The 20,329-nt window shown below is 64.6% G+C and carries 21 protein-coding genes and 4 tRNA genes; 17 read left to right on the forward strand and 8 right to left on the reverse strand.

Annotated elements, in window-relative coordinates; genetic code table 11:
- Positions 1-9: 9 nt before the first annotated feature.
- From GTP44_RS08500 to GTP44_RS08510, 3 genes are all read left to right on the forward strand, one after another.
- The gene (locus tag GTP44_RS08500; RefSeq protein ID WP_161019101.1) at positions 10-675 is read left to right on the forward strand and encodes a response regulator; all 666 of its coding nucleotides are present in this window, start codon (positions 10-12) and stop codon (positions 673-675) included.
- The gene (locus GTP44_RS08505; protein WP_161019102.1) at positions 665-2,017 is read left to right on the forward strand and encodes an ATP-binding protein; all 1,353 of its coding nucleotides are present in this window, start codon (positions 665-667) and stop codon (positions 2,015-2,017) included. Before GTP44_RS08500 ends, GTP44_RS08505 begins: the two co-directional genes overlap by 11 nt.
- A gap of 65 nt (positions 2,018-2,082) precedes the next feature.
- Positions 2,083-2,487 carry a YgiW/YdeI family stress tolerance OB fold protein gene (locus GTP44_RS08510; protein WP_161019103.1) on the forward strand — a complete coding sequence of 135 codons (405 nt, stop codon included), beginning with the start codon at positions 2,083-2,085 and terminating at the stop codon, positions 2,485-2,487.
- 3 nt (positions 2,488-2,490) lie between these two features.
- Here the strand turns inward: GTP44_RS08510 and GTP44_RS08515 are convergent, their stop codons facing one another.
- Entirely contained in the window at positions 2,491-2,997 is a 507-nt protein-coding gene (locus tag GTP44_RS08515) for a DUF6622 family protein (RefSeq protein ID WP_161019104.1), read from the reverse strand.
- Positions 2,998-3,122: 125 nt separating this feature from the next.
- The gene (locus GTP44_RS08520; RefSeq protein ID WP_161019105.1) at positions 3,123-3,680 is read right to left on the reverse strand and encodes a DUF1439 domain-containing protein; all 558 of its coding nucleotides are present in this window, start codon (positions 3,678-3,680) and stop codon (positions 3,123-3,125) included.
- A 37-nt stretch (positions 3,681-3,717) separates the two neighbouring features.
- On the opposite strand from GTP44_RS08520, the gene GTP44_RS08525 reads away from it, so the two are divergent.
- From GTP44_RS08525 to GTP44_RS08545, 5 genes are all read left to right on the forward strand, one after another.
- A complete protein-coding gene (locus tag GTP44_RS08525; protein ID WP_161019106.1) occupies positions 3,718-4,122 on the forward strand; it encodes a DUF72 domain-containing protein in 405 nt (134 codons plus the stop codon).
- 80 nt (positions 4,123-4,202) lie between these two features.
- Positions 4,203-4,559, forward strand: coding sequence for a GntR family transcriptional regulator (locus tag GTP44_RS08530; RefSeq protein ID WP_160988665.1), 357 nt, complete (start codon positions 4,203-4,205; stop codon positions 4,557-4,559).
- Positions 4,556-5,413 carry an ABC transporter ATP-binding protein gene (locus GTP44_RS08535; protein WP_161019107.1) on the forward strand — a complete coding sequence of 286 codons (858 nt, stop codon included), beginning with the start codon at positions 4,556-4,558 and terminating at the stop codon, positions 5,411-5,413. The genes GTP44_RS08530 and GTP44_RS08535 overlap by 4 nt, the downstream gene beginning before the upstream one ends.
- Positions 5,410-6,357: a hypothetical protein gene (locus GTP44_RS08540; protein WP_161019108.1), complete on the forward strand. Its 948-nt coding sequence runs from the start codon at positions 5,410-5,412 to the stop codon at positions 6,355-6,357. Before GTP44_RS08535 ends, GTP44_RS08540 begins: the two co-directional genes overlap by 4 nt.
- On the forward strand, positions 6,344-7,063 hold the full coding sequence (locus GTP44_RS08545) for a hypothetical protein (RefSeq protein ID WP_161019109.1): 720 nt from the start codon (positions 6,344-6,346) through the stop codon (positions 7,061-7,063). The genes GTP44_RS08540 and GTP44_RS08545 overlap by 14 nt, the downstream gene beginning before the upstream one ends.
- Positions 7,064-7,092: 29 nt before the next feature.
- Here GTP44_RS08545 and GTP44_RS08550 read toward each other — a convergent pair whose 3' ends face one another.
- The 4 genes from GTP44_RS08550 to rnr form a co-directional block, all read right to left on the reverse strand.
- Positions 7,093-7,770 carry a YceH family protein gene (locus GTP44_RS08550; protein WP_160988661.1) on the reverse strand — a complete coding sequence of 226 codons (678 nt, stop codon included), beginning with the start codon at positions 7,768-7,770 and terminating at the stop codon, positions 7,093-7,095.
- Between the two features lie 12 nt (positions 7,771-7,782).
- On the reverse strand, positions 7,783-8,517 hold the full coding sequence (cysE, locus tag GTP44_RS08555) for a serine O-acetyltransferase (RefSeq protein WP_160988660.1): 735 nt from the start codon (positions 8,515-8,517) through the stop codon (positions 7,783-7,785).
- A gap of 131 nt (positions 8,518-8,648) precedes the next feature.
- On the reverse strand, positions 8,649-9,395 hold the full coding sequence (gene rlmB / locus GTP44_RS08560) for a 23S rRNA (guanosine(2251)-2'-O)-methyltransferase RlmB (RefSeq protein WP_160988659.1): 747 nt from the start codon (positions 9,393-9,395) through the stop codon (positions 8,649-8,651).
- Positions 9,396-11,831, reverse strand: a complete 2,436-nt coding sequence (gene rnr, locus GTP44_RS08565) for a ribonuclease R (RefSeq protein WP_161019110.1) — start codon at positions 11,829-11,831, stop codon at positions 9,396-9,398.
- 299 nt (positions 11,832-12,130) lie between these two features.
- On the opposite strand from rnr, the gene GTP44_RS08570 reads away from it, so the two are divergent.
- Positions 12,131-12,215: transfer RNA gene (locus GTP44_RS08570), tRNA-Leu, on the forward strand.
- A gap of 46 nt (positions 12,216-12,261) precedes the next feature.
- Here GTP44_RS08570 and GTP44_RS08575 read toward each other — a convergent pair.
- Positions 12,262-13,812, reverse strand: coding sequence for an ATP-binding protein (locus tag GTP44_RS08575; RefSeq protein WP_161019111.1), 1,551 nt, complete (start codon positions 13,810-13,812; stop codon positions 12,262-12,264).
- Positions 13,813-13,984: 172 nt separating this feature from the next.
- Here GTP44_RS08575 and GTP44_RS08580 point away from each other — a divergent pair.
- The 3 genes from GTP44_RS08580 to GTP44_RS08590 all read left to right on the forward strand — a co-directional run bounded on the left by GTP44_RS08580 (position 13,985) and on the right by GTP44_RS08590 (position 14,458).
- Positions 13,985-14,069 (forward strand) — tRNA-Leu (locus tag GTP44_RS08580).
- A 182-nt stretch (positions 14,070-14,251) separates the two neighbouring features.
- Positions 14,252-14,336 (forward strand) — tRNA-Leu (locus GTP44_RS08585).
- A gap of 37 nt (positions 14,337-14,373) precedes the next feature.
- A tRNA-Leu gene (locus GTP44_RS08590) sits at positions 14,374-14,458 on the forward strand.
- Positions 14,459-14,532: 74 nt separating this feature from the next.
- Here the strand turns inward: GTP44_RS08590 and GTP44_RS08595 are convergent.
- Positions 14,533-15,381, reverse strand: coding sequence for an SDR family oxidoreductase (locus GTP44_RS08595; RefSeq protein WP_161019112.1), 849 nt, complete (start codon positions 15,379-15,381; stop codon positions 14,533-14,535).
- Between the two features lie 102 nt (positions 15,382-15,483).
- On the opposite strand from GTP44_RS08595, the gene GTP44_RS08600 reads away from it, so the two are divergent.
- The 5 genes from GTP44_RS08600 to GTP44_RS08620 all read left to right on the forward strand — a co-directional run bounded on the left by GTP44_RS08600 (position 15,484) and on the right by GTP44_RS08620 (position 20,262).
- Complete coding sequence (locus GTP44_RS08600) at positions 15,484-15,894, forward strand: winged helix-turn-helix transcriptional regulator (protein ID WP_161019113.1); 411 nt, start codon at positions 15,484-15,486, stop codon at positions 15,892-15,894.
- Positions 15,895-15,974: 80 nt separating this feature from the next.
- Positions 15,975-18,176 carry an ATP-binding protein gene (locus GTP44_RS08605; protein ID WP_161019114.1) on the forward strand — a complete coding sequence of 734 codons (2,202 nt, stop codon included), beginning with the start codon at positions 15,975-15,977 and terminating at the stop codon, positions 18,174-18,176.
- Positions 18,177-18,308: 132 nt separating this feature from the next.
- Positions 18,309-19,430 (forward strand): GGDEF domain-containing protein, encoded by a 1,122-nt coding sequence (locus GTP44_RS08610; protein ID WP_371867181.1) that lies wholly within the window; start codon positions 18,309-18,311, stop codon positions 19,428-19,430.
- Positions 19,431-19,438: 8 nt separating this feature from the next.
- A complete protein-coding gene (locus GTP44_RS08615) occupies positions 19,439-19,645 on the forward strand; it encodes a hypothetical protein (RefSeq protein ID WP_161019116.1) in 207 nt (68 codons plus the stop codon).
- A gap of 71 nt (positions 19,646-19,716) precedes the next feature.
- On the forward strand, positions 19,717-20,262 hold the full coding sequence (locus GTP44_RS08620; RefSeq protein WP_160988651.1) for a phasin family protein: 546 nt from the start codon (positions 19,717-19,719) through the stop codon (positions 20,260-20,262).
- Positions 20,263-20,329: the final 67 nt, after the last annotated feature.

Raw genomic sequence — 20,329 nt, forward strand, 5'->3', positions numbered from 1 at the left:
ACTGTCGGCATGCGCATACTCCTGGTTGAAGACGACGCCTCCCTCGGCGACACCATCCTGTCCTGGCTTAAAATGGACCAGTACGCCGTGGACTGGGTGCGGCGCGGCGACTCCGCGCAGACCGCGCTGATGACGCACAGCTACGACTGCGTGCTGCTCGACCGCGGCTTGCCCGGCCTGTCCGGCGACGCCTTGCTGGCGCAACTGCGTGCCGCCAACAATCCGGTGCCGGTCATCCTCATCACCGCCTTCCATGCACTGACCGACCGGGTCGAGGGCCTGGACCTGGGCGCGGACGACTACCTGGTCAAGCCTTTCGAGCTGGAAGAAATGTCGGCCCGCATCCGCGCCGCCGTGCGGCGCGGCGCCCGCCAACCCGGCAAGGCGCTGACGCATGCCGGCATCGCCCTCCATCCCAACAGCCGCCAGGTGACGCTGGACGACACGCCGCTGACGCTGACCGCGCGCGAATTTCACGTCCTTTACGCGCTGCTGCTGCGCAAGCACAGCATCGTCAGCCGCGCGCAAATCGAGGAAGCGCTGTATGGATGGGGCGACGAAGTGGAGAGCAACGCCATCGAAGTCTACATCCACAACCTGCGCAAGAAGCTGGGCGCGGCGCACATCGTCACCGTGCGCGGTCTCGGCTACCGCCTGAAAACCGATGGCGACTGACGCCGCTCCCGCCTGGTCGCTGCGCCGGCGTTTGCTGGCCGCGATCATTGCCGCCAGCAGCGTGCTATGGCTGGCCAGCCTGGGCATCGTCACCGTCATCGCCTGGCACGAAACCACCGAGGTGTTCGACGACGCGCTGGAGGAATCCGGCTACATGATCATGGCCGCCACCACCGACTGGGACGAGCGCGGCCTGCTGTCCGAATTGCGGCCCGACAGCCGCGCGCGCAAGGTGGACATGCAGTACCAGATCGTCGTCAACGGCCGCGTCATCCAGCGCACCGGCGGCGCGCCGGCGCATCCCTTCATCAACGGCTTCAGCAAGCACGACGGTTTTGCCGATGCCGAGGCGGACGACCGCCGCTGGCGCGTGTTCGTGGTGCGCAACCAGCAGCGCAACGTCGAGGTGCAAGTCGGCCAGAAATACACGAAGCGGCTGGACATCCTGGAAGAGCTGGCCGAGCACTTGTGGCTGCCGGTAGCGGGCATGCTGGTGCTGCTGGCCGTCGTCTGCTGGCTGCTGACTGCCCTCGTGCTCAGGCCGCTGCGCCAGACCGCCGCCGCCATCGCCGCCAAGACGCCCGACGACCTGACGCTGGTGCCCGCCGCCGGCCAGCCAAACGAGCTGCGCCCCATCGTGCACGCGCTCAACGGCGTGCTGGGCCGGCTCGATCACGCACTGCAAGCCGAACGGCGCTTCACCGCCGACGCCGCGCACGAACTGCGCACGCCGCTGGCCGGACTGCACATGCACGTGCAGCTACTGCAACGCCAGCATCCCGCACTGGCGGCGCCATTCCAGAAACTGCGCCAGGACATCGGCCGCAGCACAGCACTGGTCGACAGCCTGCTGACGCTGGCGCGGCTGGACCCGCTGGCGCGCGAGGAGCTGATACGCGAACCGGTGGCGCTGGCGCCGCTGCTGACGCGACTGCGGACAGCCCATGCCGCCGAGGCGGCGCAACGCGGCATCACACTGGAAGCGCATTGCGCGCTGGAACAGGTCCAGGCCCACCCTGTCCTGCTGGACATCGCCCTGCGCAACCTGGTGGAAAACGCCCTGCGCTATTGCCCGGACGGCAGCCGTATCGAAATCCAGGCCGGCTGGCACCACGACCAGGCGCGCATTACCGTGCGCGACAACGGCCCCGGCGTGGACGCGACCAGCATCCAGCGGCTGACCGAACGCTTCTTCCGCGTGCTCGGCCAGGACGCCAGCGGTAGCGGCCTGGGGCTCTCCATCGTCAAACGCATCGCCGACTTACACGGCATGACGCTGCATTTCGGCCCTGGCCTGGACGGGCGCGGGCTGGCCGTGACGCTCGATCTGCCGTCCGCTTAAGATACGGTTAATGTCCGCCCGTTGTAATGGACCTGTACTTTCCGACAACGCTTAAAGGACACATCATGAACAACCTGCTCCGTCTCTCCTGCCTGGCCACGCTGCTGGCCGGCTCGGCTTTCGCCATCGCCCAGACCGGCGGCTACACCGGTCCGTCCAACCACACGCCGGCGCCGGCCTATGCCGGCCCGTCCAGCGTGCCACTGATGACGGCCAAGGAGTTGCTGGCCAAGGGCAAGGACGACCAGTACGTCACGCTGAAGGGCAGGGTCACCAGCCACAAGGGCGGCGAGGACTATGAGTTCACCGACCAGAGCGGCAAGATCACGGTGGAGATTTCCGCCAAGCGCTTCCCGGCCGGCCAGACCATCGACCACAACACGCTGGTGGAGCTGACCGGTGAATTCGACAAGGAGCTGATCGGCGAATCCACGCTGGACGTCAAGCAGATCAAGCTCGTGGCCAAGTAAGGCTTACGCCGCCACCGTTGCCGGCTGACGCATCCAGGCGGCGGTGTAGCGGGCCAGGCGGCCGAGGAACAGACCGTTGAACACGCCATACAGCAGAGTGATGGCGGTGGCGAACAGCAGGTTGTGCGCCAGTTCCGGCTGGATGGCCGACAGCACGGCCACGCTGTACTTGGTGGCAAAGATCGCCATCATCAGGCCCAGCGGCATCCAGCTGCCACGCTGGAGAATGGTGCCGGCGGCGCGGTCAACGCGGACTTCGCGGGTCGAAAGCGTCCAGATCAGCGTGCCGGACACGGCGGCGCCAACCGCCCACACCGCCCATACCATCTGGCCCAACGGGCCGCCGCCGCGGATGCCCGATACGGCCAGGCCCAGCATCACCAGCGGGATCAGCGCCACTTTCAGCAGCGAGGTTGCGCGGTCCTTGCTGGCCAGCCAGCCGCGGTACATCAGAAAGGCCAACAGGGCCCAAACGTAGAGGGGGGTGTGGGAAATGATTTGCTGGATCATGGTGTGGCTCCGTCAAGTGGGATTCGATGGAGCGACTATGCGCCGGCGCGGCACGGCACGGTGTGCGATGCGATGAATTGCGTCGGCGCGGCGCGAAATGCGACTGGCCGGCGCGAAATGCGGGCTTATTGCGCCGGTTGCAGCTTGGCCACCAAGCCGCCGGGACGGGTATCGATGCCGGTCAGCACGAACTGCACGCCGGCGTAACGCAACTCCTCGGGTTTGAAGGTGTGCAGCGGCATGTCGCGGATCAGCTTGTCGCTGAGCAGATTGGCGACACTGGCCAACTGTTGCTGCTTGCCTTCATCCATATTATCGACAATGAAGCGATCGACATGGGCGTCGGCAATGTAGACGGCGTTACGGGCGCTGTCCACTCGCAAGCGGCCGGACACCAGCATGCTGCCATGCCATGACTGGCGCGCCAGCAGCGGCGCCACGCCGAGGTCGACGGCCAGCGCCACGCGGTCATTCTCCGGCAGCACCGACAGGCGTGGATGGCTCAACTCCACCTCGAATACGCCCAGCACGCGCTGATGCAGTGGAAACTTGCGCTCCAGGCTCGATTGCAGACGCTCCTGCGGCAGCTCCACCTCGCGCGGGCCGATCAGTCCGGCGCAAGCGGCCAGCAGACTGACCAGCGTCAGTGGCGCGGCGAATTTGACGTAGCGTTTAAGATTCATTGAACATCCCTCAAAAATTCGGAACCCTGCGCATTATATGACGCCGACGAGAATAGCTTGTGCCGGTTGGAGCATCAGCCCCGCCGACGCCTTCCTGCTGCGTCTGCGAGAACACTTCGGCTGCATGCTGGCCTGCGAAGCGCGCCACGGCAGCTGGTTCAGCGACAGCGCCACCGCGCTGCTGCAACGCCACCGCGTCACCCGCGTGATCGCCGATCCGCCGGCCGGCCAGCCCGGCCCCTACGTCGCCACCAGCGACGACGGCTACATCCGCCTGCACGGCAGCCCGCGCATGTACTACTCCGCCCATGACGAGCCCTACCTCGCCGGCGTCGCCGAGTGGCTACAAGGCCGCAACACCTGGTGCATCTTCGACAACACCGCCGCCGGCGCCGCCATCCTCAATGCCCTGCGACTGCAAAAAATACAACGCGCCGGTTAAGCCATGCTTGTTTTTTTGATTTCTAGTGTTATAGTTCACTACAACACCACTTCATTAACACACGTAAGGGGTAACGATGTATGTGGCATGACAACGCGCCGATCTATCGGCAGCTGAAAGACAAGGTGGTCGGCATGATGCTCGACGGCCTGCTGAAACCCGGCGACGCCCTGCCCTCGGTCAGACAGGTGGCCGCCGATTATCAACTCAACCCGATCACGGTCTCGCGCGCCTACCAGGAGCTGGTGGACGAGACGCTGGTCGAAAAACGGAGGGGTTTAGGTATGTATGTGACTGATGGCGCCCGCGACAAACTGCTGGCCAGCGAACGTGAACGCTTCCTGCGCGAGGACTGGCCGACCATGCTCGAACGCATCCGCCGCCTCGGGCTGGATCTGGAAACGCTGTTGACAGCGGCGCCGGGAGGTGCGGCATGAGCGCCGTCGTTTCCGCCAACAAACTGGTCAAGCGCTACGGCAAACAGACCGCGCTGGACGGCACCAGCTTCAACGTCGAAGCCGGCCGCATTGTCGGCCTGATCGGGCCCAACGGTTCCGGCAAGACCACCACGCTGAAGGCCATTCTCGGGCTGACGCAGTTCCAGGGCGAGCTGTCGGTACTGGGACTGGATCCGCGCACCCAGCGCGAGGCGCTGATGAACGAGGTGTGCTTCATCGCCGACGTCGCCATCCTGCCGCGCTGGCTAAAGGTCCGGGAGGCGATCGACTTCGTTGAGGGCGTGCATCCGCGCTTTGATCGCGCCAAGGCCGAGAAGTACCTCGCCAACACCAAGCTCAAGCCGGAGATGAAAGTCAAAGCCATGTCCAAGGGCATGGTGGTGCAGCTGCACCTGGCGCTGGTGATGGCGATCGACGCCAGGCTGCTGGTGCTGGACGAGCCGACGCTGGGGCTGGACATCCTGTACCGCAAGCAGTTTTACCAGAACCTGCTGGAAGACTACTTCGACGAAAACAAGACCATCCTGATCACCACCCACCAGATCGAGGAGGTCGAGCACATCCTCACCGACCTGCTGTTCATCGAGAACGGCAAGATCGCGCTGGCGGCCTCGATGGACGAGGTGAGTGAGCGCTTCACCGAGGTGATGGTCGAGCCGCAGTTCGCCGCCGCCGCCAACGCGCTGCAGCCGGTGAGCCAGCGCACCGTGTTCGGCAAGCCGGTGATGCTGTTCGACGGCGCCGACCGCGCGCAACTGGCCAACTTCGGCGAACTGCGCACGCCGAGCGTGGCCGATCTGTTTGTCGCCACCATGAAAGGAAGCTACGCATGAAAACCATGAAATGGCTGCTCAAGCGCGAGATGTGGGAAAACAAGGGCATGCTGCTGTGGACGCCGCTGGCGATCGCCGGCGCCATCGTCGCCCTCGTGTTGAGCGCGCTCGTGATGAGCCACACGTCGAACCTGCGGATCGACGGCCAGAACCTCGCCACCGTCACGATTGAAGGCCAGGTGCGCACGCGCATCGCCGAGACGCTGGTGCAGGTCTACATCGGCACCGGCCTGCCGGTGTTGATGGCGCTGGGTCTGCTGGTGTTCTTCTACTGCCTCAGCGCGCTGCATGACGAGCGCCGCGACCGCAGCCTGCTGTTCTGGAAATCGCTGCCGGTGTCGGACTTCGCCACCGTGCTGTCGAAAGCGCTGTTGGCGCTGGTGGTGGCGCCGCTGATCACCATCGGCATCACCATCGCGCTGGGGCTGGTGATGCTGCTGGCCACCTGCCTGACGCTGCTGGTGCACGGCACCAATCTGTTTGGCGAAGTGCTGTCGTCGCCCGACCTGTACCTGTCGCCGCTGCGGCTGATCGGTCTGCTACCGGTGTACATCCTGTGGGCGCTGCCGACCGTGGGCTGGCTGCTGATGGTGTCAAGCATGGCCCGTTCCAAGGTGTTCCTGTGGGCGGTCGGCACACCGGTGATCATCACGCTGCTGCTGGTGTGGGCGCAGAAGGCGCTGATGTTCGGCGTCGACGCGCTGTGGTTCGCCTACCATATCACCAACCGCATCCTGTTGGGCGTGGCGCCGGGTTCGTGGTTGGTGTTCGGCGGGGACCGCATCCACCTCGCCCACGCAGAGCGCAAGCTGCCGCTGCCGGACGCGATCTTCAACGCCTCATGGTCGACGCTGGCCGGGCCCGGCGTGTGGATCGGCGCGCTCGCCGGCATCGTCATGATTGCGATGGCGGTGTACATGCGGCGTCGCCGTGAAGAAGTCTAGGCTGCTGTGGCTCCTGCTGCTGCCATTGCTGGCGGCGGCGGCGCCGGAACCGGACGCGGAGCAGAGTCCGATTGTGGTGGTCAACGGCACCCGCAGCCCGGACCTGCAGCCATATCGCTACATGCTGTCCGGCCTGGCGGCGTTTGAGGACCAGCATGCGCTGGCGCCAAACGCCACCGAAGTCGGCTTTCGGCTGATGCTGCGCGACAAGGCGCCGGCCGACGCGATGGAAGGTGTTACGGTGCGCATCGTCGGCAGCCAGAGCGACATGCCGCTGCCGTTGGACGAGTCGCAGCGCTTTGTGTTACCGCGCGACGAGACGGCGGAGGAAGAAAACGCCGACATTGTACTCAACAAGAACAAGCGCTACTTCAGCTTCGGGCCGGAGGTGCGCAGCGCCGGCGTGCCGGCCGGCATGCGGCGCCTCGGCGATATTCGCCTGGAGTGCCGCGTGCTGGTAGCGATCGGCAAGAACTATATCCCGTTCATGCTGCGCGCCATGATCAACACGCTGACGCTGAGCACCGACTGGTGCGGCTGGAAGGACTTCAAACTCGGCGTGCGCAGCGATGGCCCGGTGACCCGCGCCACGTTGCTGGACGGCGAGACGCGCGTGCCGCTGGCGGTCAGCAAGGACGGCAAATCCTACAACGTCCCGGTCGGCAACAAGCAATACGCGGACGACGCGCTGATCGAGGTTGAGTGAAAAACCGGTGTCAGGTCTGACACCGGTTTTTATTCGAACTGCTTGCGGAATTCGGCGAACTGCGCGGTGAGTTCTTCGACTTGCTGGCGCAGTTGCTGCACTTCCTGCTCCAGCGCGCCGATGCGCGTGCCTTGTCCGCCGCCGCTGACGGAGCCGCCCAGGCTGGCGGCGGTTTCTTCGCGCGCCAGCGCTTCTTCGCCGGCCAGCAGGTGGCCGTAGCGCGGCTCTTTGGTGCCGGGCGCCAGCGGCAGCCTGGATACCAGCGGCGGGTATTTGTCGATCAGGAATTGCAACGCCTGCTCCACCTCGGCCACCGTCTTGAAGTCGTGCAGACGGCCGCTGCGGGTACGGATCTCGCCGGCCGTTTGCAGGCCACGCAACATCAGTATCGTCAGCACGGCCAGCTTGTCCTGCTCCAGCGACCATTTGATCCGCATGCGGTGTTCATACTTGGTGACGCGCGCGCCGGCCTGCGTGATGCCGTTGACGTACTTGTGCTGCATCAGCCGCTGCAGCACTTCGGCCACCGCTTCTTCCGACAGCGCCATCACCGGGTCGCGGCTCGACAGCTGATTGCAGCCGTTGACCAGCGCGTTCAGCGACAGCGGATAGTTGTCCGGCGTCAGCGCTTCCTTTTCGGCCAGCACGGCCAGTACGCGGATTTCAAACGGGTCCAGTATTTCCAGGCCTTCCGGCGTTGTTTCCATATGCATGCGTCCTTAGTCGACAAGCTTGTTCAGTTGGTCGGAATTTAATTTATCACACTCGGGAACGCTCTGACACGACAGCCCGGCCGCCTTCATGCTGGCCACCAGCTGCTCGATGCGCTGCTCCTGCTTGACGGCGTTTTCGATCAGTCCGCGCAAGGCCTTCGACAGCGGGTCGTCGCCGTTCGGCGTCACGCCGTAGGCGGCGAACGGGTTGGCGGCGGCGGTCAGGTCTTTCTGCACGATGTGGGCCGGGTTGCCGACCGCCGTCGCGCCCGGCGGCACCGGCTTCAGCAGAACGGCGTTGGAGCCGACCTTGGCGTATTCCCCCACCGTGAAGCCGCCCAGTACCTTGGCGCCGGCGCCGACGATGACGCCGCGCCCCAGCGTCGGGTGGCGCTTGGCGCCGGTGTGCAGCGAGGTGCCACCCAGCGTCACGCCCTGGTAGATGGTGCAGTCGTCGCCCACCTCGGCGGTTTCACCGATCACCACGCCGAAGCCGTGATCGATGAACACCCGGCGGCCGATGGTGGCGCCGGGATGGATTTCGATGCCGGTGACGATGCGCGCCAGGTAGGAGATGAAACGCCCCGGCCACTTCAGTCCGTGCGTCCAGCACCAGTGCGCCCAGCCGTGCATGACGATGGCCTGCAGGCCGGGATAGCAGGTCAGCACCTCCCAGGCGTTGCGGGCGGCGGGATCGCGTTCGATGATGCTGTTGATGTCTTGGCGGAGACGATGGAACATGGTTGTACGGGCTGAGAACCGAAACGCCTATGGTAGCGTATCCGGCGAGGAAGTGTTTGACGTGGGGTCGGACGGCATGTCGTCCCCGCGCGGGCGGGGATCCATGCCGGGCTCGCTGCGGCGAAGGCGGGTCAGCCTTCCTTGGCGATGCGCTGGCGGCGTGCCTCGTACAGACAGACGCCCGAGGCGACGGACACGTTCAGGCTCTCGACCGAGCCGAACATCGGGATGCTGACCAGCATGTCGCAGGTCTCGCGGGTCAGGCGGCGCATGCCCTCGCCTTCCGAACCCATCACCAGCGCGGTCGGGCCGGTGAAGTCGGCTTCGTACAGGCCTTTTTCGCCGTCGTCCGAGGTGCCGATCAGCCAGATGTCGCGCTCCTTGAGCTCGCGCAGCGTGCGCGCCAGGTTGGTGACGGTGATGTAGGGCACGGTCTCGGCGGCGCCGGAGGCGACCTTGGCGGCGGTGGCGTTCAGGCCCACCGCGCGGTCCTTCGGTACGATCACCGCGTGCGCGCCGACGCCGTCGGCCACGCGCAGGCAGGCGCCCAGGTTGTGCGGATCGGTGATGCCGTCCAGCACCAGCAGCAGCGGCGGGCCGTCGATGGCGTCCAGCAGCTCGTCCAGATTGCGCGCCAGCGCCAGCTGCGAGGCGAACGCGATCACGCCCTGGTGGCGGCGGGTGCCGACGATCTTGTCCAGCCGCGCCGAATCGACCGGCATCACGCGCACGCCGGCCGCCTTGGCGTTGGCGACCAGGTCTTTCATGCGGCGGTCGTCACGCGTGGCGTCGACGAAAATTTCTTCCACCGATGCCGCCTCGTGACGCAAACGCGAGGTCACCGCGTGGAAACCGAAAATCATTTTGTTCTTGCTCATTTATCGCTTCTTCTTACTTTTCTGGGCTGCGTTGGCGGCCCGTGGTTTGGCCGCCGGAGCGGCCTTGGTGGTGCGGGCCGGCTTGGCGGCCGGTTTGGCCGCGGATTTGCGGCTTGGCTTGGCGGCCGGGATCGCCGGACCCGGCTTGATATTGGCCTTGCGGTCGCGCGAACCAGCGTCGGCCTTGTCGGCACGCGGCGGCACCGCGTCGGCGCCGGCCAGACGCAGATCGATCTTGCGCGACTCCAGATCCACGCGCACCACTTGCACGCTGACGCGGTCGGTCAGCTGGAACTTCTTGCCGCTACGCTCGCCCTTGAGCTCGTGGCGGGCGTCGTCGTACTGGAAGTAGTCCTGGCCCAGGTCGGTGATGTGCACCATGCCCTCGACGAACAACTGGTCCAACTGCACGAAGATGCCGAAGGTGGTCACGCCGGTGATGATGCCGGTGTATTCCTCGCCCAGCTTGTCCTGCATGAAGTAGCACTTGAGCCAGTTCTCGACATCGCGCGAGGCTTCGTCGGCGCGGCGCTCGTTGGCCGAGCAGTGCACGCCCAGCGCGTCCCACACGGTCAGGTCGCCGGCGGCTTTTTTCTCTTTGCCTTCGGCCTTGTCCTTGGCCTGCTGCTTGCGGGTGGCGTTCGAGACGTTGGTGTTCAGCACGCTGGTGCTGGCGATCTTCGGCTCGTACTTCTTGCCCAGCAGGATGGCCTTGATGGCGCGGTGCGTCAGCAAGTCCGGATAGCGGCGGATCGGGCTGGTGAAGTGGGCATACGCCTCATACGCCAGGCCGAAGTGGCCGATGTTGTCCGGCGAGTAGACCGCCTGTTGCATCGAGCGCAGCAGCATGGTTTGCAGCAGCGACGCGTCCGGACGCTCCTTGATCTGCTTCATCAGCACGGCATAGTCGCCGGCGGCCGGCTTGTCGCCGCCGTTCAGGCTCAGGCCGACCTGCTTGAGGAAGGTGCGCACCTGCTTCAGCTTTTCAGCGGTCGGCGTGGCGTGGATGCGGTAGGTGCCGGGATGCTTGTGGCGGATCAGCAGATCGGCCGCGCACACGTTGGCGGTCAGCATGCACTCTTCGATCAGGCGGTGCGCGTCGTTGCGGGTGCGCGGGATGATCTTTTCGATCTTGCCGTTCGGATTGCAGACGATATAGGTTTCGGTGGTCTCGAAATCGATCGCGCCGCGTTCGGCGCGCGCTTTCAGCAGCGCCTGGAACACGTCGTACAGATCGGTCAGGTGCGGCACCAGGCCCGGACGGCGCGCCGCCTCGGGTCCCTTGGTGTTGCCCAGGATGTCGGCCACTTCGGTGTACGTCAGGCGCGCGGCCGAATGGATCACGGCCGGATAGAACTGGTAGGCCTTGACCTCGCCCTTGGCGGTGATGACAGCGTCGCACACCAGCGTCAGACGGTCGACCGCCGGATTCAGCGAGCACAGGCCGTTCGACAGTTTTTCCGGCAGCATCGGGATCACGCGGCGCGGGAAGTAGACCGAGGTGCTGCGTTCCAGCGCGTCGGCGTCGAGCGCGTCGTTCGGCTTGACGTAGTTGCTGACGTCGGCGATGGCGACGATCAGGCGGTAGCCCTTGGCGCGGCCGATCTTGATCGGCTCGCAGTAGACCGCGTCGTCGAAGTCGCGCGCGTCTTCGCCGTCGATGGTGACCAGCGGCACGTCGCGCAAATCGACGCGGTCGCCCCAGTCGGCTTCACGCACATGGTCCGGCAGTTTGTTGGCCTGCTTCAGCGCGGCGTCCGAGAAAATATGCGGCACGCCGAACTTGCGCACGGCGATTTCGATTTCCATGCCAGGATCGTCCAGCGAACCCAGCACTTCTACAATTTTGCCCACCGGCTGCTTGAAGCGCATCGGCTGCTCGGTCAGCTCGACGCTGACCACCTGGCCGGCCTTGGCCTTGCCGACTGAACCTTCGACCAGCACGTCCTGCGAAATGCGCTGGTCTTCCGGCGCCACGACCCAGGCGCCGTTCTCGTTGAGCAGGCGGCCGATGATGTGGGTGTTGGCGCGCTGCGTCACCTCGACGATAGTGCCTTCCGGGCGGCCGCGGCGGTCGACGCCGATGATCTTGGCCAGCACGCGGTCACCATGCAGCACTTTCTGCATTTCCTTTTCGGGCAGGAACAGGTCTTCGCCCGGCTCGTCCGGGATCACGAAGCCGAAGCCGTCGCGGTGGCTGCTGACGCGGCCGGCGACGAAGCCGGTCTGCGTGGCCAGGGTGTAGTGGCCGCTATCGTCGATCACGATCTGACCGTCACGCTGCATGGCGTTCAGGCGGCGGGACAAAACGGCCTGGGCGTCGGTGGCGACTTTCAGCGATTTCGACAGGGCGCGCAGGTCCAGCGGACCGTTGGCGCTGCGGAAGATACCGAGAATTTCCTCACGGCTAGGAATGGTATAGGTAGGTTGGCTCAAAAGTTTTCTAATTTTTTACGGGTTTGGCACAGGTTTGGCATATACAAGGGCATGCGCGACAGGCGTAGTGTACTTGGAATCGTCTGGCTTGACTAATCCACGCCGGACTGCGGCGTGCTTGAAAAATATTTTCGGGAGGCATTTGACTTCAGCGTGGATTCCTCTATAATTCTGGTCTCCCGCAGCGCAAGCGACGGGATCTGCAAGACAGGGTTGATGTGCAGTAAGGAATGTAAAAGTTCATCTGGCGCAAAACTCTCCCGGTCGCTATAATAGCAGAGTTGTTAAGCAGCATCAGTGCCCACGTGGCGGAATTGGTAGACGCGCATGGTTCAGGTCCATGTGCCGCAAGGTGTGGGGGTTCGAGTCCCTCCGTGGGCACCACAGAATTCCGCGAAAAGAGCCTCCTTCGGGAGGCTTTTTTTCATTTCTACTCCGTCCACTCCAGTTTCAGGTGCGCGCCGATCTCGCGCAGCAGGTCGTGCTCGTTGACGGGCTTGGCCAGGAAGGCGTTGGCGCCCACCGCCAGCGAACGCTCCTCCCCTTCCGGCGTGGAGCTGGCCGAGATGATCAGCACCGGCGTATCCGATGTGCGCTCGTCGGCGCGCAGGCGGCGCGTGGTTTCTATGCCATCCATGCCGGGCATCACCATGTCCAGCAGCACCATGTCCGGCTGCCCCGTTTGCGCCTGCATCAGACCGGACACGCCATTGTCCGCCTCCAGCGTGCGAAAACCCAGCGAACCCAGCAAGTCGCGCAGCAGCGCGCGGTTGGTGGCGACATCATCGACCACCAGGATGGTTTTGCGCGGACCGGCGTAGCCGGTGGCGATGTGCTCACCGGTCGCCAGCGTGCCGGGAGCGGCGACCACCGGCAGCGGAACATCGAACCAGAAGCGGCTCCCCCTGCCCCGCGCGCTCTCCACTTGCAGCACGCCGCCCATCAGCCGCACCAGTTGCTGACTGATCGCCAGGCCCAGCCCGGTGCCACTGGCACGGCGCGAGGCGTCGCCCACTTGCTCAAACGGGCGGAAGATCGCCTCCAGCTGGTCGGCGGCGATGCCGACACCCTCATCGATCACCTCGAAACGCAGCAACGCCTCCGCCCCCCCCTGCGGCGTCGGCGGCGGCGACACGCGCAACCGCACGGCACCACGGTCGGTGAACTTGACCGCATTACCCAACAGATTCAACAGCACTTGGCGCAGCCGGGTTTCATCCACGCTAACGGCGGTGGGCAATCCCTCCATCCACTCCAGCTCGAAGTGCAAATGTTTCTGCTCGGCCCGCACGCGCATGATGTCGCCGACCACCGACAGCAACTCGCGCAGCCGCACCGGCTTGGGATGGAATTCCAGCTTGCCCGCCTCGACCCGCGCCAGATCGAGCACATCGTTAATCAGCGCCAGCAGATGCTGACCGCCTTGCTGGATCGTGCTGATGCCGGTTTGCTGTGGCACCGTCAGACTCTTGTCGCGCTTGAGGATTTGCGCGTAGCCGAGGATGGCGTTGAGCGGCGTGCGCAACTCATGGCTCATCGACGCCAGGAAGGCACTCTTGGCGCGGTTGGCCACCTCGGCCCGCTCCATGGCCATGCGCAGATCGTTGTTGGCTTGTTGCAGCTCGGCGTTGACGGCGGCCAGTTGCGCCGGACTGGGAATGCGCAACGCGATCGGCACCAGCAGCACCGTGGCGACCGCCGTCACCACCGACGCGGCGGCCGTGATCGCCTTCAGCGACGCCGCCAGCACGTAGTCCGGATTCCAGATCACCCAGATGTCGGCGATGTGCGTGGCGCCGCAGGCCAGGATGAACACACCGAAGGCGATGAACATCCAGTGAAACGGCATGTCGCGCCGCTTGCGGATGAAATACACCAGCGAAATCGGGATCGTCAGGTAAGCCAGCGCGATCAGCGCGTCGGAGATCACACTGGTCCACAGAATGGACGGAATCCACAGGAAGCAATGTCCATGCGGCATAACCATGCGGCATAAAACTGACCATAGCCCATCTCCGGCATGATATGAGAGGGAGCAAGCTTACGAAAGCGCAACGCAAGAAGCAAGCACGAAAAGCACTTGCGAAAAACAAGTCGTTGCCTTAATATGCTGACCTCTGACGCGGACAACGCGACAGAGCAAGCAGCAAAACGCCCACGTGGCGGAATTGGTAGACGCGCATGGTTCAGGTCCATGTGCCGCAAGGTGTGGGGGTTCGAGTCCCTCCGTGGGCACCAAGAATTCCGTGTGAAAAGCCTCCTTCGGGAGGCTTTTTGCATTTCCGCGCGCGCCGCAACGAGATGGCGCCAAATAATTTCACAAAAGCAGCAAAATGCTATTGACGGGTGAGGCCTCACCCCTTAAGATGCGTGCCTTCTGTTGCAGAACACGCAGCAGAAAGTAGCTGCAAGACATCAGCGCCCACGTGGCGGAATTGGTAGACGCGCATGGTTCAGGTCCATGTGCCGCAAGGTGTAGGGGTTCGAGTCCCTTCGTGGGCACCATGCGCTGATGATTGAGGTTGCAAATGAAGTTACAAATGCCCACGTGGCGGAATTGGTAGACGCGCATGGTTCAGGTCCATGTGCCGCAAGGTGTGGGGGTTCGAGTCCCTCCGTGGGCACCAAGAATTCCGCAAAAAGCCGTCTGGCTGAGCGCAATAAAAATTGCGTTCAAGCCCGACGGCTTTTTTGTTTGCGCTTACAGCGCGGCTTTGACAGCGTCGGCCAGCGAGATGGTTGGACGGCCGATGAGCTTGCTCAGGACCTTGCTGTCGTCAGACAGCGCGCCTTTGGCGGCCTGGGCGTCGGCGTCCGCCACCAGCTCGGCCAGCGGCGCCGGCAGCCCCACTTGCAGCAGCATGCCGAGGTAGTCTTGCGGCGGCAGGTTGTGGTACGGGATGTCCTTGCCGGTCTGGCGCGAGACTTCCGCCGCCAGTTCCGCCAGCGTGAACCCGACATCACCGGCCAGCTCGTAAATCTTCTCGACCGGCGCCGCGCTGGTCAGCACGACGGCCGCCGCTTGAGCATAGTCGGCGCGCGCGGCGGCGGCAATCCGCCCCTCGCCCGCGCTGCCGGCCAGCGCGCCGTGCGCGATCGCGCCGCCCAGCGCGCCGGTGTAATTTTCCACATACCAGCCATTGCGCAGCAAGCTGTATGGCACGCCGGCCGCGCGCACCGCGTCTTCGGTCGCACGATGCTCGGCGGCCAGTCCCAGCGCCGAGGTGTCGGCGTGCAGCACGCTGGTGTAGGCCAGCAGGCTGACGCCAGCGCGGGCGGCGGCGTCGATGACGTTGCGGTGCTGCGGCACCCGGTTACCCAGGTCATTCGACGAAATCAGCAGCACTTTGCTGGCGCCCTCAAACGCCTGATCCAGCGAGGCAGGGTCGTTGTAGTCGGCGTGGCGCACCAGCACGCCCTGGTCGGCCAGATCGGCCGCCTTGCCCGGATCGCGCACGGCGGCGACGATCTGTTCCGAAGGCACACGTTTGAGCAGTTCGGCAATGACCAGGCGACCCAGTTGGCCGGATGCGGCGGTAACGATAATCATGAGGTTTCTCCTGAAAAAGTGGATGACACCATCATATAGGCTATACTTACGAATTGTAAGTACGCACATTTTAGTAAGTACCCCAACACACGGAGCCGGACCATGACCAGCAAATCCCTGCGCAAAACCATCGAACGGATGAATCAGGATCCGCAACGTGCCCAGGTCATGGCCGCCGACTGCCCGTCGCGCGCCGTGCTCGGCCACATCACCAGCCGCTGGGGCGTGCTGGTGCTGGTGATGCTGCTGGAACGCACCCACCGCTTCAGCGAACTGCGCCGCGCCGTCGGCGGCGTCAGCGAGAAGATGCTGGCGCAGACGCTGGACGCCCTCGCCTACGACGGCCTGGTGCTGCGCGTCGCCCATCAGGTGGTGCCGCCGCACGTCGAATACAGCCTGACGCCGCTGGGCCGCGCCGCCGCCGAGCGGCTGGAAGTGCTGGTCGACTGGATCGAGGACAATTTCCCGCTGATCAAGCAAGCGCAGGACGCGGCCGCGCTGAAGGCGGCATAAGCCCCTCCCGCCGGTCGTCATCTTGTAATACACTGGCGCCAAGCCGCCTTGCAGAGCTTTGACCACCCCACCACCCCACTATGCCGCCGTATTCGTCCGATCAGCCGCAAACCATCCTGATTGCCGCCAGCGCGGCATTCGATACCGACGCACTCGGGCGCCAGCTGGCGCGCCATGGTTTCGAGGTGCTGGCCGTGCGCCGGGGCGACGAGGCGCTGGCGGCTGTCCGCGGCGGCAAGGTCGCGCTGGCCCTGCTCGACGTGGTGCTGTCCGGCAGCGCGCAGCTGGAACTGTGTCCACGCCTGCAACAGGCCAGCAACCATCCGCTGCCGGTGTTCATGCTGTCCAGCCATCCCGACGACGAGGAACGGCAGCACGCGCAGCAGGCCGGCGCCACCGCCTACCTGCCGATGAGCGTCAACAGCGAGGACCTGGCGGAAAAAATCCTGCTGCACCTGCAAGTGATCGCGCCGGCGCCGGCTCAGGCCGGCATACCGAGCGTCAGCACGCTGGAAGTCAATTACCACACCGTGCTGGCCGATTCACAGGACGCCATCGTGCTGATGCAGCGCGGCAGCCGCCGCATCCTCGACGTCAACCTGCGCACGCGGCAGCTGTTCGGCATGACCGAGACCGAGCTGATCCAGACCGACCTGCTGTCGCTGTGCCCGCTGCTGCAGCCGGACGGCCTGCCCAGCGAGCACGTGCTGGACGTCGGCATCGAACGGGTCATGGCCGGCGATGCGCAATCTATCGAACTGACCATGCGGCACAGCGCCGGCCGCCCCATCGCCTGCGAACTGCGCATGGTGCCGCTGACCACCGCCGAGCACCGGCTGATGCATGTGCGCATCATCGACGTCACCCCGGCCAAGCTGGCGGTTGCCCTGCGCGACGGTAAGAACGCGCTGCTGGAAATGGTCGCCCGCGGCGCGGCGATGAACGACACGCTGAACAAGCTGGTCACCCTGATCGAAGGCCAATTGGACGGCGGCTATTGCACCGTGATGCTGCTCAACCCCGACGGCGTCACCGTCCACAGCGCCGCCGGCGCCAGCATGCCGCCCGAGTACATGAACGCCCTCAACGGCCTGCCGATCGGCCCGGCGGCCGGCTCGTGCGGCACCGCCATGTTCCGCAAGGAGACGGTGATCGTCAGCGACATCCTCAACGATCCGCTCTGGGCGCCCTACCGCAACGCCGCCGCCCATTATGGCCTGCGCGCCTGCTGGTCGATGCCCATCCTGCTCGACAACGACACCGTGCTGGGCTCGTTCGCCATGTACTACAAGGAGGTGCGCGCGCCGCAGGACGAGGAACGCTACCTGATCCACACCGCCACCCACCTGGCCGGCATCGCCATCGCCCGCACCCGGCGCGAAGAGGAACTGCTGCGCCACCGCGAGCATCTGGAAGACCTGGTGACCGCGCGCACCGCCGAACTGCGCCAGGCCAAGGAAGAAGCCGAACACGCCAACGAAGAACTGAGCACCGCGCTGGACAACCTCAGCATGACGCAGGAGGAACTGGTACGGCGCGACAAGCTGGCCGCGCTCGGCGCGCTGGTGGCCGGCGTCGCGCACGAACTGAACACGCCGATCGGCAACGCCCTGACCGTGGCCGGCAGCATGAGCGAGCGCACCAACGAACTGCGCCGCGACCTCGACGCCGGCTTGCGCAAATCGGTGCTGGCCGTATATCTGGAACAGGCGGCCAGCGCCGACGAGATCATGCTGCGCAACCTGAACCGTGCCGCCGCGCTGGTCGACAGTTTCAAGCGGATCGCCGTCGACGGCGCCGCCAGCCAGCGCGGCCGCTTCAAGCTGGGCGACGTGGTGGCGCAACTGCTGCAATCCTTGCAGGCGGAACTGAACCGGCGCCAACTCGATCTGATCGAGGACGTCGAGCACTGGCAGGAAATGGACAGCTACCCCGGCCTGCTGACACAGGCGCTGCACCACCTGATCGACAACAGCATGGTGCACGCCTTTGACGCGCGCCCCAAGGAGCGCGGCAGCATCACGCTGTCGGCGCACGACAGCGGCAATGGCGAAATCGTCATCACGCTAAGCGATAACGGCGCCGGCATCGCCGAGGCCGACTTGCCGCGCATCTACGATCCCTTCTTCACCACGCGCATGGGCGCCGGCGGCTCCGGACTGGGTCTGTACATTACACACAACATCGTCACCGGCGTGCTGGGCGGGCGCATCGAGGTGGCCAGCACGCCCGGCCATGGCACCAGCGTCCTGCTGCGCTTGCCCAAGGTGGCGCCGCTGTAGCATTCGCGAACTTTTTTCCGGCCCCTAATTGTTGCAGTCGTATAATGTACCTTAACAGACCGGCAAGGCAGCTGGCCTTTAGCGGAGAGACGCGCCATGCCCCCCATCCCCGTTCCGTCCAGGACAATCCGAGTGGCACCCCTGCGGTGCGAGTTCCTCGACGCCAAGACAGAAAACGATTTCCTCCAGCATCAGCTGCGGATGACGCAGGGCCAGTTGCGCATCAGCTTCCTGTTGTGCTTGCTGTTCTACCTGTGTTTCGCGTTTAGCGACCTGATCTGGATCGGCTACGACTGGAAAACCGCTTGGCTGATCGGCACCCGGATCGCCGTGGCCGTCATCGTGCTGAGCTGCCTGGCGTTGCTGAAGCGGCGACCGGACTCGATTCCGTTCACGCGGGTGGCCGCCAACATCGTGGAGGTGACCGGCACGGCCGGCTTCCTGCTGATCGCCGCGCTGCGGCCGAGCGAGTTCTTGCTGCACGCGATTTCGATGTCCATCACCATCATCGTGCTGTACATCTACATTCCCAACCGGCTGCTCTACGCGGCGGCGATCGCGGCGCTCGCCACGCTGGTGTTCATCGGGCTGGCCGGCTGGCTGGGCGGCATCGGCGGCATCGCGCTGCCGACCATGGCGGCGTTGCTGGCCCTGGCCAACCTGTTCGGCTACGTGGCGGCGCGGCGCTACCAGATCCTGTGGCGCGAGGAGTACAGCGCCCAGATGGTGCTGAAAAACCTGTCGGTGCGCGACCCGCTGACCGGCTGCTACAACCGCCGCCACCTGCACGAGCAACTGCTGGAAACCGAAATCTCGCGCGCCCAGCGCTACCGGCTGAGCCTGACCGTCATCATGTGCGACCTCGACCACTTCAAGGCCGTCAACGACACCTATGGACACGACGGCGGCGATGTCGTGCTGCAGCACTTCGCCGCCCTGCTGCAGGCGATGACGCGGGATAACATCGACAGCGTGGTGCGCTACGGCGGGGAAGAGTTCCTGCTGATCCTGCCGGAGACCGATCTGGCCGGCGGCGAACTGCTGGCCGAACGGCTGCGCCACACCATGGCCTCCCAACCGGTGGAACACGACGGGCAGCGGATCACGGTGACGGCCAGTTTCGGCGTGGCCAGCGTGGATTTTGGCAGCGCGCCGCCCGCCGCCCGACTCAACATGATCGCGGCCGCCGACGATTTGCTGTACGCTGCGAAAAACAGCGGCCGCAATCGCGTCCGCGCCCAACAACTGGCCTAGCCTAAAGCATGAACAAAATTGCACCGCGCGCGCTGATCATCGCGCTTCTGCTGCACTGCGGCAGCCTGACCGCCGAGCCGGCGCCCTGGTGGAAATGGCGCAGCAAAATCGATGGCAAGCTGGTCTGCTCGCAGACGCCGCTGGGGCCGGGCTGGGACAAGGCCTACGGCCCGTTCCGCGATGGTCGTTGCGAGAAGTTAATTGTTATACGATAATCAAACCATAAAAACACGGGAAACCGGAATCGCTGCAAGCTGCATCCCTACATTTTTCATGAGGAGACTGTATGTTTACGAATCCCGAACAATTTGCCAACGCCACCAAGACGTTGTTTGAATTCCAGCTCGAAACCTTCAACACGCTGACCAGCAAGACCGTGCAAGGCGTCGAGCAAGTCATCGCGCTGAATATGGCCACGGCCAAAAACCAGTTGCAGGAGGGCTTGGCGGCCGGTAAGGAAATCAGCCAGGCCAGCGACGCCAAGACGGCGCTCAAGCTGGCCGCCGACCAGGTGCAGCCCGGCGTGGCCAGCGCCGCCACCTACCAGCAGCAGCTGGGCGACATCATCGCCGAGATCCGCGAGGAATTTACCCGCGCCGCCGACGCGCATGTGGTCGAGGCCAGGAACAATCTGAGCGCGCTGATTCATGATGTCACGAAGAATGTGCGTCCTGGTTCGGAGAACGCGGTGCAGATCGTCAAGACCGCGATCGATAACGCCTTTGCCGGCTATGAGCAGGTGACCAAGGCAACCAAGCAGGCGGTGGAGGCGGTGGAGGCAGAGATTAGCAAGGCCAACACGATCGTCGCCCAGAAGGCTGCCGGCAAATAGTTTTTCGTGCTTTTTGCTGTGCAAGCGGGGCTTAACGCGATACACTGTACATAAATACAGTTAATCT

Source organism: Duganella lactea (genome assembly GCF_009857505.1).
Classification (GTDB): Bacteria; Pseudomonadota; Gammaproteobacteria; order Burkholderiales; family Burkholderiaceae_D; genus Rugamonas; species Rugamonas lactea.

What these genes read in the sequence shown, in the direction of transcription:
- GTP44_RS08500 (WP_161019101.1), top strand. Translation starts at nt 10, where the DNA reads ATGCGCATACTCCTGGTTGAAGACGACGCCTCCCTCGGCGACACCATC.
- GTP44_RS08505 (WP_161019102.1), top strand. Translation starts at nt 665, where the DNA reads ATGGCGACTGACGCCGCTCCCGCCTGGTCGCTGCGCCGGCGTTTGCTG.
- GTP44_RS08510 (WP_161019103.1), top strand. Translation starts at nt 2,083, where the DNA reads ATGAACAACCTGCTCCGTCTCTCCTGCCTGGCCACGCTGCTGGCCGGC.
- GTP44_RS08515 (WP_161019104.1), bottom strand. Translation starts at nt 2,997, where the DNA reads ATGATCCAGCAAATCATTTCCCACACCCCCCTCTACGTTTGGGCCCTG.
- GTP44_RS08520 (WP_161019105.1), bottom strand. Translation starts at nt 3,680, where the DNA reads ATGAATCTTAAACGCTACGTCAAATTCGCCGCGCCACTGACGCTGGTC.
- GTP44_RS08525 (WP_161019106.1), top strand. Translation starts at nt 3,718, where the DNA reads ATGACGCCGACGAGAATAGCTTGTGCCGGTTGGAGCATCAGCCCCGCC.
- GTP44_RS08530 (WP_160988665.1), top strand. Translation starts at nt 4,203, where the DNA reads ATGTGGCATGACAACGCGCCGATCTATCGGCAGCTGAAAGACAAGGTG.
- GTP44_RS08535 (WP_161019107.1), top strand. Translation starts at nt 4,556, where the DNA reads ATGAGCGCCGTCGTTTCCGCCAACAAACTGGTCAAGCGCTACGGCAAA.
- GTP44_RS08540 (WP_161019108.1), top strand. Translation starts at nt 5,410, where the DNA reads ATGAAAACCATGAAATGGCTGCTCAAGCGCGAGATGTGGGAAAACAAG.
- GTP44_RS08550 (WP_160988661.1), bottom strand. Translation starts at nt 7,770, where the DNA reads ATGGAAACAACGCCGGAAGGCCTGGAAATACTGGACCCGTTTGAAATC.
- cysE (WP_160988660.1), bottom strand. Translation starts at nt 8,517, where the DNA reads ATGTTCCATCGTCTCCGCCAAGACATCAACAGCATCATCGAACGCGAT.
- rlmB (WP_160988659.1), bottom strand. Translation starts at nt 9,395, where the DNA reads ATGAGCAAGAACAAAATGATTTTCGGTTTCCACGCGGTGACCTCGCGT.
- GTP44_RS08575 (WP_161019111.1), bottom strand. Translation starts at nt 13,812, where the DNA reads ATGCCGCATGGACATTGCTTCCTGTGGATTCCGTCCATTCTGTGGACC.
- GTP44_RS08595 (WP_161019112.1), bottom strand. Translation starts at nt 15,381, where the DNA reads ATGATTATCGTTACCGCCGCATCCGGCCAACTGGGTCGCCTGGTCATT.
- GTP44_RS08600 (WP_161019113.1), top strand. Translation starts at nt 15,484, where the DNA reads ATGACCAGCAAATCCCTGCGCAAAACCATCGAACGGATGAATCAGGAT.
- GTP44_RS08605 (WP_161019114.1), top strand. Translation starts at nt 15,975, where the DNA reads ATGCCGCCGTATTCGTCCGATCAGCCGCAAACCATCCTGATTGCCGCC.
- GTP44_RS08615 (WP_161019116.1), top strand. Translation starts at nt 19,439, where the DNA reads ATGAACAAAATTGCACCGCGCGCGCTGATCATCGCGCTTCTGCTGCAC.
- GTP44_RS08620 (WP_160988651.1), top strand. Translation starts at nt 19,717, where the DNA reads ATGTTTACGAATCCCGAACAATTTGCCAACGCCACCAAGACGTTGTTT.